Genomic DNA, 16,125 nt, shown 5'->3' on the forward strand with positions numbered 1-16,125 from the left:
TTTAATAGCTTGCTGATCTTTTGTAAAAATGTTCCTGTGATGACGAAATAATATAAAGCGCCCGCATGGATTCTTCGCTCTGACGGATGGCGGCTTCCATGGCAAGGCGTTCGGTCAAATCGGTGATGACAGTTATCGTTCCACCGAATTTTCCTTCCATCATGCGTGGACCACCGGTGATCAGTGCAAATAATTCCCTGCCGCTTGCATGGCGCAATCTGATTTCGTACGATGTCCGCCCTCCCTTTTCCCGTTTGCTCCTGGCATTACGTATGGTTTCGTGGTCTTCTAAAAGGTAATATCAAACGGAGTCTTGCCAATGAGTTCCTCGGGCTGGTAGCCGAGCATGCGCCCGTAAGCCGGATTTATATATTCAAAGTCATTGCTGGCATTGGTAACGGCGATTCCCTGTCCCATGGTCTGGGTGAGTGTATAAGCAAAATCGCGCTGAGTTTTTAATTCGATGTCAATGGATTTTAGGTCTGTGATGTCTGTGCCGATCCCGATCAATAGATCGCGCGGCCCTTTTGCATCGGCAAGCATCAACCAGCGCCATGAACCATCCTTGTGCATAATTCGATGTTCATAAGGCCTATTGTCTACAACTATTTCGCCGCGCGCCGCTTTACTGACGTAATTCTGCTCGACTTTGATATCTCCGCCCGATATGCGTTCGATCTCCCACCAGCCGCCACCTAAAACTTCATGGGTTTCATATCCAAGAATATCCTTCACAGACTGACTGATGTAAATTACCTCGCCATTTCCGTTGGCAACTAACACCAGATTTCCAATCGATTTTAATATCTGATCTGATAGTTCGAGTTCATTGGTGGCCTTTTTCGCGCTCTGTAATATCCAAAGCATAAATATTGATATATGACATATCCATGACCGGTATAAATACAAATGAATATGATCGACTTTCGTACCGGTAAATGATATCTATTTGGCGGGCGGATTTAAATGCCAGGCTTGCTGCTTCCATCCATTCAGGCGGAGCAGACTCCGCGTTTGCCTGTCCGGCGGTCTCAAGCAGTTTTTTTCCTTCGGCATTGGTAAACAAAACCCTGCCATCAAGGTGAATGCGAATTATCGGGTTTGGATTCTCCTGCGGGAATAATGACATGGAGCGCAGCAGGGCTTCTGCGTTATTTTTACGGCGCGGTCACGCACAATTGCGATAAGCAGGGTTCTGTCTTCCAGGTCTCCGCGGCCAATGGCAATTTCTGCTGAAAACTCGCTGCCGTCCTTTTTCATTGCACACAGATCGTGAAATTCACCCATCTTTCGGGCGCTTTCGCCTGAGTCGAGAAATTCCTTAAACAAATTAAAGTGGACAGCGCGGAAACGTTCAGGTAACAAGTCAGATACTTGCTTTTTATTTACTTCCTCTTTTGAATACCCAAACAATCGGCAGGCTTCGTCATTGGCATCAACAATCATACCGTCTGGTTGAATAAGAAGGATGCCATCAGGACTTTGAGAGAGAAAGAATTCGTGTAATTTCATTTTGCAAAAGGATATTTCCAATTGGTTTCATGCATCAGATCTCTGATGAGCAAGGTTACAAATAGTGCCGCCATGATGCTGACCTGCACCCAAACCACCTCGGCAAGTGTGCGATGGAAGAAGATGATTCCAAATACCTGTGCAACGCCAGCGGTGATTGCCAGCCCTGTTTCACGCCCCATGCCGAGTGACAGACGATAGTTGACGATGACATTGGCGAGCGCGTACAGGGTTGTGGCAAGCGCGTATACCCACAAAAGATTTGCGATGCCAAGATATTGTGTGCCGAATAAAAATCCAACAATGGCTTTCGGGAAGAAGAATGTAAGGATCACAACCGGCACGGAAATCCCTGAGACTATGCCTATGGAAACCCAGAGCAGGTGACGATGCGGTTCACCAAGTTTGTGTTTTCTGGCAACGATCGGGAACATGGTGGTTACAACTGACCAGGTTGCAAAGAATACAATGCGGCCGATCAAGGCCAGGGCAGCGTATTGCCCGGCGGATTCTGAATCGTAGAATCTGCGTACGAGCAGGATGTCGCTATTGTTGATCAGGATCTGTCCGATCTGCGAAACCATGACCGGCAGGGCGAACAATGCGACAGCGCCACGAATGTCCTTTTTGGGGAACCCGGTTTGAGGAAGTCCGATGCGGGCTGGCAGGGTGGAGATCCAGGTTGCGATGAAGGATAAACTGATTCCGAGGACAGCGCCATTGACCGAAAATCCCATCCATACAAAAAATAAGCCGAACAATAGACGCGACCACATTTCTGTCTGATAGGTGAGCGCGAGTGTGGTGAAACGGGTTTGGCCTTGCAATATACCGCGATTGACACCTTGCAGTAAACTGAATGGCAATGCCACGCCAAAGATCATGAATGGAGTAAAAGAGGATGTGTGAAAAATATTTTGAAGCAGGGGCGCGCCAAGTATAAAAAATAAAGCGAATACGATGCCAATGCCAATACCCAGCCATGCAAGAAATTTTTGAATCTCAGCCAGATGTTTATTGTCATCTGCTGACGTATGGATTGCGGCGTAACGCGCGGCGGTCATTTGCAAAGGGACGGTAATAAATGTAACTACCAGTAGTAATGTGACGATCAATGAAATATCGGCGAACAGTGATGGTCCCAGCCAGCGCCCCATGATTAAGTTGTAAACATAATTGCCCGCGTTGACAATGGTCTGGCTGATCATGAGCAGCGCGCTTGCCGATGCGAGCGCACCAAATTTGCTGCGCAATGTTTTTATATACTTCATTTGACTCCGGCTTGTACGATCTCCTGCACCAGATCAAGGATCGCGCGTGAACTGGATGGTTTTGTGAGGAAGCCGCTGACGCCCATTTCTTCCGTGATCAATCGTTCCTGATCATCGCCGCTCGCGGTGAGAATAATGACAGGCGTGCCATTAAAGACGGAATGTGCGCGTAATTTTCTGAGCATGGTCAGTCCGTCCATGACGGGCATGGCAACATCCAGCATGATGAGGTCGGGTTTGTTTTTTTCAATTTCGAGCAATCCCAGTTCTCCGTTGGCGGCAATGCGAACCTCGTGCCCTGCTTTTCGCAAGGTATAACTTAACATGCGTTGATTGTTTGAGTCGTCTTCCACGACTAATATGTTTGCCATTTGCTAAAACCCCTTTGGTACGATTTGTGAAGACTCGATGGATTGAAAAACCTGATCGAATTTTGTCAGCTTTAAGATACGTGATGCCGCTTCATGCTTCGGCCAGACCACCCGTACTTCGCCTTCATTTTGACGCGTACGTTTTAGCACACTGACCAAAACAGCCAGTCCTGCCGAGTCTAGCATGGTGACCTCGCTTAGGTCGAAGACAAAATGTGTTACGCCTGATTCGAAATATGCTTCGCACATTTTTCGGAGCGTGGGTGCTTCAAAGGCATCCACGCGGCCTTGCGGTGCGATAACAACAATTTTCAAGGTGTATTCAGTCGTTTTTATTTCAATAGGCATGTTGATTTATCTCCTTTTATATGCAGTGGATGGAGCTTATATTTTTTTCGTTAATGTCCATAGATTCTTTTCGTTTTTATACTGGTGCTGAACTTCATCCATGAGTGCCTGGATGATCGCCATGCCGTATCCGCCAACTTGTAATTCAAGCGGATCGGGCATGGCCACAGATTCAAGTTTGATGTTTGCCGGAATCCCGGAATCTCTGGTTTCAATAATGAGGCGTTTCCCATCCACTTGAAGCCTGACTTCGATCATTTGTCTTTGTTGCCGCTGTAGGAGTGCTCGACAATATTGGACAGCAGTTCCTGCATTGCAAGCTCGCAATTATTAATGACACTCTCTTGAACTTTATGGAGCATGAGCAATTCTCGCAGCGCTTTTGCTGCAATACGTAGATCTTCATAGCCTGCCGGGATTTGAAACGATACTGATTCCATTCTTTCACTAACCTTTAGAACAATGATGGTACGGTCATCATCCTGCGGATGATCTTCCGAAAAGTTATTAACTGCCTTGAACAGGCCATCTGCAATTCCTCTGGCGCTGAGGCCGCGAAGATGTTTTAGTGCGAGCAGCATGCGTTCCATGCCGAACATTTCGCCTGCGTTATTCCGCGATTCGTTGAAGCCATCTGTTGCCGCCACAAGCACATCCCCCGGAACGAGGGATAATGTCTGCGAGATATATTCGTAATCTTCAAAAATACCGATCGGAATATCCTGCGCTTCCAATAATTGTGGTTCACCTTGAACAGGCATGAAAAGAATTGGACTTTGTCCGGCATTGGAAAAAAGCAGGCTTCGGTTAACAGGGTCGAACGTTCCGATAAATGCAGTTGAGAACATTGAAACGGTTGAGAAATCATCCAGCAGGTCGGTGTTGAGGCGTTTCACGATCTGGTCTGGCCGGCTGAATGGCATATTGCGTGCGGCTGAGCGGGCTGTGGTGCGGGTCATTGTCATCAAGAGTGCGGCGGGCATGCCTTTTCCCGTTATATCCCCCAGCATGAAGACCAGCGGTTGACCTTTGCGCGCGATAATGTCAAAAAAATCTCCACCCACTTGCGAGGCAGGCGCAGATGCCCCGTAAATATCCAGCCCATCCAGCGTCGGTATGGACTGAGGCAAAAGCGCGATCTGCACCTGGCGAGCAAGGTCCATTTCTGTTTCAAAGCGGGTACGCGCCAGGGCCTCTTGATATAAAAGGGCATTATCAATTTGCGCGCCAGATTGCTCTGCAATGGCACGCAGGAGTTTGATATCATGCGAGGTGAAGTCGCCTGTTTTATTGAAAACGCCAATGCAGGCAAAAACATTTTCACGTACCGGCAGCGTGGACATGATGACATTGCTCAGTCCGCGCGGAAGTGTCATGCTATCTTTGAAATTATGGCGGCGCGTGTCCTTGCGATAAATCGTTGAGGCCGCATGTAAATGTGCTTCCGGCAGCGGCTCGATTGCAGATTGCCGGATTTGCGGACGATGATTGTTGAAATAAATGGCAGTGAATGCGCCATCTGCATCAAGCAGGCGGCGTGACTCCTGGATCAATAGATCAAGCAGGTCGTCTATTTTTAATGCGCGGCGGGCAGATTGGGTCAACTCGTATAACGCCACCAGTTTGTCCTGAGTTTCAACCAGGCTGGCGGTGAGCTCTTCCATTTCTGTTTCGGTGGTCAACACATGTGAAAATAATTCAGTCATCGCGTCGGCGATGGATTGCCATGCGCCGTCGTTCATGCCGTGAATATGTAGTTCCAGGCTGCCGGAGGTGTTGCGTCCGATGATCTCTTTTTTTGAAAATGAAATATCCTTTGGCATGGAGGCGATCATCTCGCCATGTTCCACCAGACGAATTGCCTGTGCGCCAACACGGATCCATGCTTCGGCGATGGTTTGAAAATCATTTTGATGAAGATGGATCAGGTCGGCAAACATAATCAAGCCTGAAAGGCGGTTGCTTCTTCTTCAGATGTGTAAATACTAAAGGCTTTATCAAGTCTGGTCAGTTCGAAAATAACCCGTACGGGCTGCTGCATACAACAAAGATGTAACTCTCCGTTTTTTTCACGGCAATGTTTCAAACCCTGCACAAGAGTCGAAAGCGCAGTTGAGTCGATGAAATTTACACCGGCCAAATTGACAACCAGGTTAACTTTTCCGGCCTCTGCGTGTCCTTTAAGCCACGCCACAACCGGTGCGACTTCATGGGCGTCAAAACGACCGCCAAGTTGAATGATGTTGATCGAATTGGAAACTTTGTGTGTGATGTCCATAAAATATTCCTTTAGTTTTTCCTGTTTAGTAATTCTTGAAAATGGATCAGATACCAATCCACTACTTCACTGATGGGTAATCCATTTGCCGCCAGATAATTGCGTGAGCCGATCTCCAACATGCGCTGCGGATGATCGATCACACGGCAGATCGCATCAGCGAGACTTTGCGCACTTTCGGGCTCAAAGAACTCACCATCGTAGCCTTCTTCGATCACCAACTCTTCAAGGTCTCCAAGTTTTGGTAGAACCACCGCTCTGCCAAATCCGCCGGCTTGATGAAGCACACCTGAACTGCCTGTTGTGCTGGTATAGGGAAACACCACCACCCACGAGTCGTTAAAAATTTTTGGCACATCTTCCTCTGAAACATATCCAGTGAAATGAATATTTTGCACATGTGAGAATTTATTTTTCACGCCATCTAAATAACCTTTTACGTTGGGGTTATCCGTCCCTGCAATAACAAGTTTGGCAGTTGGGTGTGAAGGTTGGAGCCTTTCAAAGGCTTCCATTAAAATATCCACTTTTTTATAAGTGCCAAATTTTCCAAAGGTCATAATGTTTGGCGCGCCAGTGGGCGCAGATGCCGGCACATCTTCACTTGCTTCTTCGAATGAACCGTGCGGCGCGAGCAATACATTTTTTGCCTTATATTTCTCAACCAGAATATCCACATATTTTGGAATGGTCACCGCAACAATATCGGCCTTCAAAATAAAACGTGTAACGATATTTCCAAATAGCCGGATCACTGACTCAATAATTTTGCTTCCACCAAAACCGGCCTGTTTCAGATCCACCGTCTCCATGATGTTGTGCAGCAGCACCGCCGTTTTGACTCCAGTCAAACGTACAGCCCACGGAGTAAGCAAACCAAGTGTGGCTGGAACTTTTCCCGCAGCAAAGGAGGCAAATTGAATATTAAACAACACAATGTCTGGATTAATTTTTTTAACTTCCCTGCGGATGCGGAGGACGTTATCCCAGGCACCGAATTTCCAGCAGGGAACGGCTCTGACCCGTATCTGGCCTGCTGACTGTTCAAAGGAATATTTTCACCCTCGGGCAGTTCATCCACGAAAAGCACGATCTCCGATACCATGTCGGTTTTGGTTTGTAAAAATTTAACAAAGTGAAATCCGTATTCGTTGAGCGAACCTTTGCCAGGCGGAAATGTGTTAACGATGGCAATGCGCATCTTACATTCTCCTATAAACACCCTTGAAATTATTCACTTGAATATTGACCAGATCACGCAGGAACCGTTGTATCTCTTTTTGTGTCCACTTTTGAACCGGGTGCATCCACCCATGAGACAGGAACTTCCGCGATCCTAAATCCATACTTGGATGCAAGAAATAGGATCTCAAGATCAAAGGAAAACGCCATGATGGGTTGCATGGCGTGTAATTCCTTTGCGGCTTTTTGTGTGTACATTTTGAATCCGCACTGGGTATCACGGACGTTAATTCGTAAAACATTTTTTACGATCCAGCGCAGACCGCCGCTCAGCAAATGCCGTAAAAAGGATTTGTTTGATTCTTCGGCCCCTTCCACAGCACGGGATCCAACGGCGACATCGTAATTTTCCTTTTCGAGCTTGGCGAGTAATTTGGATATTTCTTCAATCGGTGTGGAATTATCGGCATCTGCAAATAAGACATATCTGCCTTTTGAGGCGATCATACCGCGTTGAACAGCATTGCCTTTTCCGCCGTTCTTCGGTGTTTTCAATAGACGCAGATTGACAAGCCCCAGTTCTTCCACGAGCTTGACGGTGTCATCTTTTGAGCCGTCGTCGGCGATCAATAACTCCCATTCAAATCCAAGGTCTGAAACATGAGACGCAATTGCTCCAATGGTGGCGACAATACGTTCCTGCTCGTTATACGCCGGGATTACGATGGATAGATGTGGAATTCCGCTGATCGCTTTTGTTTTCCAGTTCTTATAATTTTCGTAGGACATGATCATTTACCTCGCTTTAAACTTTATTCTATGCAATATGCAGTTGACAATGGATAACAGGATGGTTGCAGACTTTCAAACAATTATGCAAAGTGTGAAGGTCAGGCCACAAAAACCCAATTAACAAATATCGTGACAAATACGCCTAACAGCACAGTGAACGCCAGTGTTAATGTGCGGTCAAGCCAGTGATGCTTTCCCCAATCTGCCAGTAAAAGAAAAGCGGGAAACATTGTGAGCACATAGCGGATGATGCTCCCTGTTGCGCTTGATGAGGGGACAATTAGCTGGATTAATACATAGATCGCGTATCCTTCGCCAAATCTGATCCAGATAAATGGAACAAATGCAAGAAAAGCCAACAGGGAAAATGTATTCCAAAATCCTGTGAACCAACCTCTGTTTAATTCACCATTTATTAATTGAGAGAGGCTTCTCTTGACAATGGCAATCGTGCCAACGTTTTCGCGCCCCCAGGCGGCCTGAGTTTCGATGAAGGCGAGTGGTCTGCCAAAGTTTTGCTGAAGGAATAAAATAAAAATGAGCATCCCAAACGGCACAACACAAATAATCACGGCTTCCATCCAGTTGACACGCGCATTTTTCCATAAATTGAGCCACATCTCTTTTTTGAAGATATTTCCGATCTGCCAGCCTTGCACACGCAGCCATTCCCAAAAGATTAATGGCCAGATCAGAATTCCAATATTACGAGTGGATGCGGCCAGTAAGCCCAGGCCGGCAGCCACGACCCAATTATGTTTGCGCGCATAGTACATGGCTGAAATTGTTAGAAACAGAAACAGGCTTTCGGTGTAAACACTATTGAAGAAAAATGCTGTAGGAAACAGAGCCAGATAAAAGACGGCGCGTTGCGCGGCTGGTTTATCCAGCTCTACTTCGGCGAGTAGATAGAAATAGGCGAGTGTGCCAAATAAAGCAAGGTTGCTGATAATAAAGCCGGCAAGAATTAAATTACCGTCAGTAAAATTCGACACTATGCGCATAAGCATTGGGTAGAGCGGAAAGAATGCAACATTGCTTTGCTGCTCAGGTTTGAACCAGTAGCCATTTTTGGCAATATCCACATAATATTGGCTGTCCCATTTAGCCCACATGCTAAGGAAGGGACTCTCGGGGTCGGCGACCCAGTGACCTTCTTCGGTGGGGAGCATGGTATCGCCGAGAAAACCCACGCTGAAAATTAATCCACGCGAAAGGATGAATGCAAGAATGGGGACGGCGAGCCAGCGATAGGGGGCAAGGAAAGTGCGAATGCGCGCGATCATTATTCGGGTTCTCCTGAAATGCCAGTGACTGTCACTTGCAGGTTTTCAAATTTCACTTCACCGCCGTAGGCGATCACGCCCAGCCAGCCCGAGGTGCGATTTAATTTCGCGTCATTGACCACAGGCAGCCCGTTGACGGTGACATCCATTAAGTTGCCGCTGACCGCCATTGTGATGACGTACGAATCAGCCTGGACCAGGGTAGTGGATCCCAATCCTTGAAATTTGTTTGCGTCGTCGTAGTAGCCCCAGAATAAGCCTTCACCGCCATTGATCAAGCGCATGATGTATGCGCCTTTGCGTGATCCGCGATCTGGCATGTGGAAGATGAATCCGCCGCCGATGTCACTATTCTTTGGGATGGTGATCTTCGCTTCGATGGTGAATTCGTCAGTGAAGATGCCCGAGTTGATGATGTAATCTCCAACATCGGTGGCTTGCTGAAGAAGGATATTATTTTCAGTGTTCCATTTACCGCTTAAAATTTTAAGGTTGCTAAATCCATCTGTGGTTGTGGTGCTGGAGGAAGCGGCTTGTGTTCCACTAATATCCACTTGATCGTATTCCACTGAACTCTTTGAGGTGAGCAGACCGATGTTTCCAAAATTTTGCTGTAAGGGCAGGTCTTTGACGATCAGGGTCTCGTCCAGATAAATATCATAGGTTGCGCTTTTGCTAACGATTTGCAGTATGTGACGATCTGTGCTTGCAGCAGTAACATCGGCGTATCCCTGACCAATGAATTTGCCTGTCTCATCATAGTAGCCCCAGAAGATGGCATCGGGGCGGTTATCTGAATAGCGGACGAGATGCGCACCGTTGAGTCTGTCTGTGTATGGCATGTTGAATAAAACGCCGCCACCGAAGCCTTCTGTGTGAGTCAGTCCAACAGTTAGGGTGAAATTTTTATAAGTATTTGGTGTGTAAACAATAGCCCAGTCTGAGCCTTGTGGATTAGGCTGTACAAGATTGCCGGCTGTGAATGACCAGTTGCCGCGGATCGATTTCCAGCCTGACTGGGTGATGTCTCCATTGAAGATGCCATGATAGGCTGCGTCTGTGCCGTTTTGCGCGCTGCCATTATCCGGCAGGGAAGTTGCGGCGGGGAGTATGTTTGTCGAAACAGGAGCAGGTGTGGGCGTGGCTGGAAGCGGGATTTTAGTCGCAGTGGATGCAGCGATGGGAGTCAGTGGTTGTGCGGTTTCTGACTCCGTACTTGCTCCAAATAATGGGAAGGCTTCAACGGTTGAAAATCCGGCAGAGGAAAGTGAAGTGATCAATCCGATGTGGCCGCGAGTCTCGTTGAGCAACGGCACATCGCGCGCGATGATCTGATCGTCGAGATAAATATCGTAACTGGTTTCGCCGGAAAAAATTTGAAGGTTGTGCAGTTCATTGTCTGGCGGCGTGATCTCAACAAATCCCTGACGATTGAATACGCCTTCGTTGTCGAAGTAGCCCCAGAGCAGCGCGTCGGTTTCATCGGAGTAACGCACCATGTACGCGCCGTTGACTTGATATGGTGACGGCATGTTGAAGAGCAGCCCTGCGCCGGCGCCTTCCTTGTGATCGAAGGTGGCCTGTAAAACATAATTTTGGAACGTGCTGGTTTCATACCCGATGCCCGCATCATTAACAAGTGGATCATGCTGAGTCATTTGTTTCTCTGTGATGCGCCAATCGCCGCTGAATGGAACCCAGCCTGCGCCGCCCGGCTCCTGCTCAAAATCGCTGGCGTAGACCATATCGCCGGGGTCTTCGTTTTCTGCTGCGGTTAATTTGAAGGTGTCAAATGAAACCGCGCCAATGGAATAAAATCCGATCATTCCATTTTTATAAAAGAGCGGGCGTTTTTCAATAATGCGTTGTCCGTTCACTTGCACAAGATAAGTATTTTCGTACACAAAAAGGTCGAGCCGAAACTCCTCGGTATTCATTGAGATTGGAATTTGCGCCTGTGGTACAAAACTTCCGGTTTCATCAAGATACCCGGCAACAAGTTCGAGCGTGTCTTTGTCTGGCCGGTGCAAATAAACGCGGTGTTGTTTTTGTGAGAGTTCGGGGTATTGCGAGTTAAAAACAAAACCTGCGGCTTTTGTGTCTTTCTTCAGAATTAGATACGTGCTGGCGTGATAAGCAACGTCTTCTGGTAATTTCAGCGGGATATGCAATTGAGCTGGTTCTTCACCACCGATGGTCTGGGCAAGGGTTTGTGTGCGGAGAGTCCACACGCCGCCGTTGGTATACCAGCGGCGTAAATTGATATCGTCAAAATTTTGCGTGTATGGCAGGGTGTAGGTGGTGACGGGTTCATCCGGCCCGAGCACAACTTGAATTGTCAAAAATAAAACCCCGGCCAGGATCACCAGTCCGCCGGCGAGTAATAACTTTTTGTAGCGTATCAGAATCGGTTTGATGCGATCTAGAAGTGGTTGGAGGCGTTCAAAAGGTTTTTTTATGGTTGTCATTTTATACCTGTGAAAATGAGATGATTACAAATTGTGATGGATTAAGGAAGTGTTTCTGTTTCTTGAATTAATGAGCCGCAGCATAGATCGTCTATTTGCAGAAGTTGTACATCTTCTGGCAGGATTAAATTCTGATATAACGCTTCTGGCACAATCACCACACCTTCCACGAGCAGCGGGGAATTATCCAGTTTGTCAAAGTACAGGGTGTACTTGCCTTTTGTGCCAGTCACCTGTGCCAGATCAAAAAATTGATATTGATAATTGACAACCACCACATCGGCAGGGATCAATTTGTCGAGCTCAGACTGTGTGTAAATACTGATGTCCATTGGCTCGCGCTTGGTTGAGAAAACCTGTGACTTGTCAAAAAAGACAAGATTTTCCTGATCTGATGCGAGATGCAGCATGAGCGGTTCAGGCAGGAATTTTGCGTCCATTTCCAAATTATTGGAGGAGGCCGCGCCGCACTATCAGCAGATAATAGGTGCCATCCTCGGGTAGAGTCACGTCAATACGAAACTGGGTGGCGCGCGGCACACCGATAAATCCGCCATTGATCGATCCCCATAAACCGGGCGTGATCATGTTCAAACGATTCCACTTGCTGTCTGAAAAGAATTGAAAGAGCCGGAACATGGGCGAAAGATAATAAGAGCTTGAGATCAGATCAGGATTAAAGGCCATGATCGTGCTGCTTGGGCGAAAATATGAAGTTGGATTTTGTTTGATATACAAATCCAGCGTGGTGCTGCGTTCGTCATCTGTGACCACTGAGAGCCGGTCGTAACTTTTCAGATCGCTTGAGATCATGGAATAGCGCAGATCGTAGTAACGGGTTAATTCAAGATTGCGTGAAAGGATCTGAATGAAAGTGTTCCAGCTTGTGTCAATGTAAAGCGGAACCCGCTCCGCTTTTGGCAGGTCGGTAAATTCATACAACGCGTAACTTTCATTCTCCATGATCTTTTTTACATATTCACTGCGTCTGTCCAACTCGGGCAGAATGAAGCGCTCCACCTCACGTAAATATTCCTGACCGCCGATCGTGTTCGCCACCAGCTCCTTGTTTACAACAATATATTTCAAGTCAATATCGCGCGCGATGTTGACCCACCACGGCTGTTCGTAATACATAGCGCGTAGCAGTAAAAAGAATTCATGCTTATTATCCGAGTCGCCTGTCAGCCCGTAATAAAAACTTGGCAGGTCAAGATAGTAAATATGAAACTTGTCTATAAATTTATGCGCCACGCCGTTAATGTCCACGATCTCTTTTGCAGTTTCAGTCGGCGGCAGCACCACCACTTTTCCGGGCGGTAATTTAAGCAATGCCTCTTTCACTTCTTTCAAAGGCCCCACGGGATAGGGCGTAAGAAATTATTGAAATCGCCCGAAAAAAATACTTTTGTATAGGCCGTGTTTGAAAACATTGGGATAAGCGCCATAAGAGTCACAACAAGCGGAAGATGACCAGCGCGGGTCAGACGTGCTGTTAGCTGTTTCCAGTTAATTAACTTGTTCCGCCCGTTGACATTTTCCCGGCGACGCTGAATATGTGGCATTGCCCATTTGGCGATTTCGCCTTCGATCCACACCAATGAGATCGGCACCAGCAAACAGCCTGTGACGAACATAATGAATTCAAAGCGATGGGGAAACCGTAATACCTGCACCACCGTCCCAAACAAGCGGACAACAAGATCGCCCGCTGTGGTCCGCGTGCTATAGGCGATATTGCTGATGAATAACATCGTACGATGGAAAGTTGGAAGCCAACTCGGTTCGGTATATCCAAGCGTAGCCCACATGGAGAAGAATGTGCTTGCATACGCCACGATCATGAAGGCACGCAGCGGCTCAGTGTTAAAGATTTCATCGCGTGCGCGTTTGTAAAATAAAGGCATGAACATCAGCGCGGTATAGATCGCATTGGCCCAACGCGGCACCTTGGATAGATAATCGCCGGTGGTCATTTTGTCCATAATGCCGGCCATGTCAAAGGCGAGCAGATGCCCGAGCGAGATCGAGGCATCCACGATGAAGTAGTAGTCTGCTGGAACGGTCTCAGAGAGGTTTGCCACGCCGCGCAAAGCATAAAATTTAACGAATGCTCCGTATGGTGCGAGGGTAAATAAAGCGAGCATCACAAATGCGCCAATGCTGCGCCAGAAGCGGACTTCCACAAAAAGACGCTTCCAATCCTGCCTGAAGGTTTTTATCCCATCCCACCATACACGCGGACGGTAGATGTTGCGCCAACTACCTGAGCGAACAACACTTATCGCATCCATGATCATGAGGACGGCCACGGTCAACGACATGAATAAGGCGAATAAGACTAGGTAATGAACAGCAGGATTGAATAATGTAATTAAACAAGCAGCAGTGATCGGCTTGTATGGATTTTTTTGCGGGAAGATCAACCCATAGGTCATCAGTGCGATTGCGACTGCGTAGAGTGAGAAACCTAAAATTAACGTGTAAAAGTGTGTGATCTTTGCGTAGGTCATAATTAAAAATATGACCAGAACAGGCGCGGCCGTGATGGTGTAGATCGTTGCCGCTTTGAATTGCGGCAGAGTTTTGCTTAAGAACCATGCTACAGCCAGGTAACTCCAATATGCTACCATCGGGATAACGATCACAATGGCAAAAGGTAAAACCTTGTAATAACGCACCCAGGTTGTATGGAAGGCGTAACGCACACGAAATTCATAGCCGTTTGTTAATTGGTTAAACTTCCCGGCGGCTTGATCCAGTAATTGGCTGTATGGATTAAAGAATGGAACAAGCTCATCCCCGTTGATGACGGCATCCCCGCTTAAGATGATCGGAATGTTCAGAATGACATTTCTAAACATAACCACAGAAAGCAGGAAATATAACAGTCCCACCGTTAACGCAATTCTGCGCACAGGATTTGCGGTGCTGATTCGCGGAATGCGAAAGTAAGAGAGGATCATGTCCGCTGGTTTAGCGGGCAATGACCTTTTGCGGAGGTCATTGAAATAAGCCATCAATTCTTTTCTTAATGAGGCGCTGCGCTCAAGCAGGTAGGTGCGTACCGAGTCAGAGTTGTTTATTACGCGCGTGATTCCTTCAAACAAGGTTTGCGCGGTGAAGGGCTGATTAATGTCGAGTGAGTGTTCCAACATGCCTAAATAATCAAGCAATTCACGTACTTTTACATCATAGATCAAACCAAAGAAAGGTTTGCCGATCACTGACGAAATCACCAATGTGTGCAGCCGCTCAGCGAGGACAAGGTCACAGCCTGAGATGATTGAGGCAACATCCTGCGCAGATTGTGGCTCGTGGAAGATAAATTCAATTTCAGGAATTCTTTCACGGAAAGCTTTCAACACACTGAGATCGTCGTTGGCTTTGAATTTGCTTTGCATCGGCAGGGCATGGATCTCAAGTTTCTGACGCTTGTCCATCAGTTGCAGACATTCAGCAAGGCTGGTGACAAACCCCTCCCAGGCATCGCGATTTTCAATGTCGTAGTTAAGATTCAACGCCACTCGCAATTTGTTTGATGGTGGTAAAGGCTGAGGGTTTGGTAAAAATACTTCGGGCGCGTTGGCAAAAACAGCGTCCGGGACACGAATCACTTTGCTCGGGGCCAGACCAAGTTTCAGTACAGTTTGAAGCGATTTGTCATCCCGCACAGAGAGAACATCCACTTGATTTAATATCCAGCGGGCGAGTCTTTCTCCAGTGGGTGTCATGATTGGCCCAACACCGATATTGCTCATCACAACCGGTTTGCGTGCAATTTGTTTTGCAAAAGTAACTGTTGCAAGGATCATAAAAAGTGTGGAGTATGGATTGCGCCCCACACTGGCGTAGAGTTCCTTAATGATGCTTCCGCCGCCAAAGAAAAGCAGATTGGATGTGATCAGATATTTCAGGAAACGTGGCAACTCACGTGTGGTATGAAAAGATTCAATATCGAATTGCGGAGTCATCATACCTTGTGTGAAAACGGGATCATACGAGTTGACCGCGTAACGATGCTCACGGCCAAGCTGTGCAAGAAACGTTTCAAGCAAAAGCTCATCGCCGAGGTTGAATTGTCCATGGGTGCCTAGAAAGAGTATCTTCATATATTCATTCTAATGAGTATGTCTGAAAAGAAAACTATCAGAATGATTACAACAGAAAAAAAAATTGCAATTATGAAAGGATGGTTTTTTGGGGAAATATCGGGCGTTATCATCATTTTTAGATGAAATATCGCATGTGACCCTTGTCACGAATATAAACAAAGATATAATACATGTATTAAGTTTATTCACAATTCCATAAGGAGTAAATAAAATGACCCACATTATTACCAGTTTGTGCATTCGTGATCGTGGTTGCGTCGAAGTCTGCCCAGTTGAGTGTATCGTTCCTGGACAAGCCGGAACAGAATGGCCTTGGTTGTACATTGACCCGGATACCTGCATTGATTGCGGCGCTTGCGTCCCTGAATGCCCGTACGCTGCGATCTTCCCGGAAGATGAAGTACCTGCTGCCTACACTGCCAAAGGCGGTGAGTACATCAGCAAGGTTGGTCTCACTGGTCACTACGAAGGAACCAATCATCATGGCAAGGCAGTTGTCGTT

Annotated in this window: 17 protein-coding genes and 1 pseudogene; 1 reads left to right on the plus strand and 17 read right to left on the minus strand. The window is 47.0% G+C overall.

From position 1 onward, the window contains the following. Position 1 precedes the first annotated feature (1 nt). The 17 genes from IPL71_RS10610 to IPL71_RS10690 form a co-directional block, all read right to left on the minus strand. Positions 2–217: a PAS domain-containing protein gene (locus IPL71_RS10610; RefSeq protein ID WP_345321385.1), complete on the minus strand. Its 216-nt coding sequence runs from the start codon at positions 215–217 to the stop codon at positions 2–4. Between the two features lie 71 nt (positions 218–288). Beyond that, positions 289–867 carry a PAS domain-containing protein gene (locus IPL71_RS10615; protein ID WP_345321388.1) on the minus strand — a complete coding sequence of 193 codons (579 nt, stop codon included), beginning with the start codon at positions 865–867 and terminating at the stop codon, positions 289–291. Then, positions 827–1,129, minus strand: coding sequence for a hypothetical protein (locus tag IPL71_RS10620; RefSeq protein ID WP_345321390.1), 303 nt, complete (start codon positions 1,127–1,129; stop codon positions 827–829). The genes IPL71_RS10615 and IPL71_RS10620 overlap by 41 nt, the downstream gene beginning before the upstream one ends. Continuing rightward, positions 1,093–1,512, minus strand: a complete 420-nt coding sequence (locus IPL71_RS10625) for a PAS domain S-box protein (RefSeq protein ID WP_345321392.1) — start codon at positions 1,510–1,512, stop codon at positions 1,093–1,095. The genes IPL71_RS10620 and IPL71_RS10625 overlap by 37 nt, the downstream gene beginning before the upstream one ends. Further along, on the minus strand, positions 1,509–2,783 hold the full coding sequence (locus IPL71_RS10630; RefSeq protein WP_345321394.1) for an oligosaccharide flippase family protein: 1,275 nt from the start codon (positions 2,781–2,783) through the stop codon (positions 1,509–1,511). Before IPL71_RS10630 ends, IPL71_RS10625 begins: the two co-directional genes overlap by 4 nt. Next, positions 2,780–3,154 carry a response regulator transcription factor gene (locus IPL71_RS10635; protein WP_345321396.1) on the minus strand — a complete coding sequence of 125 codons (375 nt, stop codon included), beginning with the start codon at positions 3,152–3,154 and terminating at the stop codon, positions 2,780–2,782. Before IPL71_RS10635 ends, IPL71_RS10630 begins: the two co-directional genes overlap by 4 nt. A 3-nt stretch (positions 3,155–3,157) precedes the next feature. Beyond that, positions 3,158–3,502, minus strand: a complete 345-nt coding sequence (locus IPL71_RS10640; RefSeq protein WP_345321398.1) for an STAS domain-containing protein — start codon at positions 3,500–3,502, stop codon at positions 3,158–3,160. A gap of 36 nt (positions 3,503–3,538) precedes the next feature. Then, positions 3,539–3,760: an ATP-binding protein gene (locus IPL71_RS10645; protein ID WP_345321400.1), complete on the minus strand. Its 222-nt coding sequence runs from the start codon at positions 3,758–3,760 to the stop codon at positions 3,539–3,541. Next, positions 3,757–5,442: an ATP-binding SpoIIE family protein phosphatase gene (locus IPL71_RS10650; RefSeq protein WP_345321402.1), complete on the minus strand. Its 1,686-nt coding sequence runs from the start codon at positions 5,440–5,442 to the stop codon at positions 3,757–3,759. The genes IPL71_RS10645 and IPL71_RS10650 overlap by 4 nt, the downstream gene beginning before the upstream one ends. Positions 5,443–5,444: 2 nt before the next feature. After that, a complete protein-coding gene (locus IPL71_RS10655; protein WP_345321404.1) occupies positions 5,445–5,780 on the minus strand; it encodes an STAS domain-containing protein in 336 nt (111 codons plus the stop codon). Between the two features lie 11 nt (positions 5,781–5,791). Then, positions 5,792–6,712, minus strand: a complete 921-nt coding sequence (locus tag IPL71_RS10660; RefSeq protein ID WP_345321406.1) for a glycosyltransferase — start codon at positions 6,710–6,712, stop codon at positions 5,792–5,794. A 322-nt stretch (positions 6,713–7,034) separates the two neighbouring features. After that, positions 7,035–7,751 carry a dolichyl-phosphate beta-glucosyltransferase gene (locus tag IPL71_RS10665; protein WP_345321407.1) on the minus strand — a complete coding sequence of 239 codons (717 nt, stop codon included), beginning with the start codon at positions 7,749–7,751 and terminating at the stop codon, positions 7,035–7,037. 101 nt (positions 7,752–7,852) lie between these two features. Continuing rightward, positions 7,853–9,040 (minus strand): mannosyltransferase family protein, encoded by a 1,188-nt coding sequence (locus IPL71_RS10670; protein WP_345321409.1) that lies wholly within the window; start codon positions 9,038–9,040, stop codon positions 7,853–7,855. Next, positions 9,040–11,508, minus strand: coding sequence for a hypothetical protein (locus IPL71_RS10675; RefSeq protein WP_345321411.1), 2,469 nt, complete (start codon positions 11,506–11,508; stop codon positions 9,040–9,042). Before IPL71_RS10675 ends, IPL71_RS10670 begins: the two co-directional genes overlap by 1 nt. Positions 11,509–11,549: 41 nt before the next feature. Then, positions 11,550–11,948, minus strand: coding sequence for a hypothetical protein (locus IPL71_RS10680; protein ID WP_345321412.1), 399 nt, complete (start codon positions 11,946–11,948; stop codon positions 11,550–11,552). A 7-nt stretch (positions 11,949–11,955) separates the two neighbouring features. Next, complete coding sequence (locus IPL71_RS10685; protein ID WP_345321414.1) at positions 11,956–12,861, minus strand: hypothetical protein; 906 nt, start codon at positions 12,859–12,861, stop codon at positions 11,956–11,958. Further along, a complete protein-coding gene (locus tag IPL71_RS10690) occupies positions 12,858–15,620 on the minus strand; it encodes a polysaccharide pyruvyl transferase family protein (protein ID WP_345321416.1) in 2,763 nt (920 codons plus the stop codon). Before IPL71_RS10690 ends, IPL71_RS10685 begins: the two co-directional genes overlap by 4 nt. 214 nt (positions 15,621–15,834) lie before the next feature. Between IPL71_RS10690 and IPL71_RS10695 the strand changes: the two are divergent. After that, positions 15,835–16,044 (plus strand): annotated as a pseudogene (locus IPL71_RS10695) (4Fe-4S dicluster domain-containing protein); the annotation flags it as partial. Positions 16,045–16,125: the final 81 nt, after the last annotated feature.

Origin of the sequence: Candidatus Villigracilis proximus (assembly GCF_016717045.1) — a bacterium.
GTDB lineage: Bacteria > Chloroflexota > Anaerolineae > Anaerolineales > Villigracilaceae > Villigracilis > Villigracilis proximus.

Bases quoted from the DNA above. Each gene is read 5' to 3' on its own strand.
- IPL71_RS10615 (WP_345321388.1), bottom strand. From the start codon at position 867: ATGCTTTGGATATTACAGAGCGCGAAAAAGGCCACCAATGAACTCGAA.
- IPL71_RS10620 (WP_345321390.1), bottom strand. From the start codon at position 1,129: ATGTCATTATTCCCGCAGGAGAATCCAAACCCGATAATTCGCATTCAC.
- IPL71_RS10625 (WP_345321392.1), bottom strand. From the start codon at position 1,512: ATGAAATTACACGAATTCTTTCTCTCTCAAAGTCCTGATGGCATCCTT.
- IPL71_RS10630 (WP_345321394.1), bottom strand. From the start codon at position 2,783: ATGAAGTATATAAAAACATTGCGCAGCAAATTTGGTGCGCTCGCATCG.
- IPL71_RS10635 (WP_345321396.1), bottom strand. From the start codon at position 3,154: ATGGCAAACATATTAGTCGTGGAAGACGACTCAAACAATCAACGCATG.
- IPL71_RS10640 (WP_345321398.1), bottom strand. From the start codon at position 3,502: ATGCCTATTGAAATAAAAACGACTGAATACACCTTGAAAATTGTTGTT.
- IPL71_RS10645 (WP_345321400.1), bottom strand. From the start codon at position 3,760: ATGATCGAAGTCAGGCTTCAAGTGGATGGGAAACGCCTCATTATTGAA.
- IPL71_RS10650 (WP_345321402.1), bottom strand. From the start codon at position 5,442: ATGTTTGCCGACCTGATCCATCTTCATCAAAATGATTTTCAAACCATC.
- IPL71_RS10655 (WP_345321404.1), bottom strand. From the start codon at position 5,780: ATGGACATCACACACAAAGTTTCCAATTCGATCAACATCATTCAACTT.
- IPL71_RS10665 (WP_345321407.1), bottom strand. From the start codon at position 7,751: ATGTCCTACGAAAATTATAAGAACTGGAAAACAAAAGCGATCAGCGGA.
- IPL71_RS10670 (WP_345321409.1), bottom strand. From the start codon at position 9,040: ATGATCGCGCGCATTCGCACTTTCCTTGCCCCCTATCGCTGGCTCGCC.
- IPL71_RS10675 (WP_345321411.1), bottom strand. From the start codon at position 11,508: ATGACAACCATAAAAAAACCTTTTGAACGCCTCCAACCACTTCTAGAT.
- IPL71_RS10680 (WP_345321412.1), bottom strand. From the start codon at position 11,948: ATGGACGCAAAATTCCTGCCTGAACCGCTCATGCTGCATCTCGCATCA.
- IPL71_RS10690 (WP_345321416.1), bottom strand. From the start codon at position 15,620: ATGAAGATACTCTTTCTAGGCACCCATGGACAATTCAACCTCGGCGAT.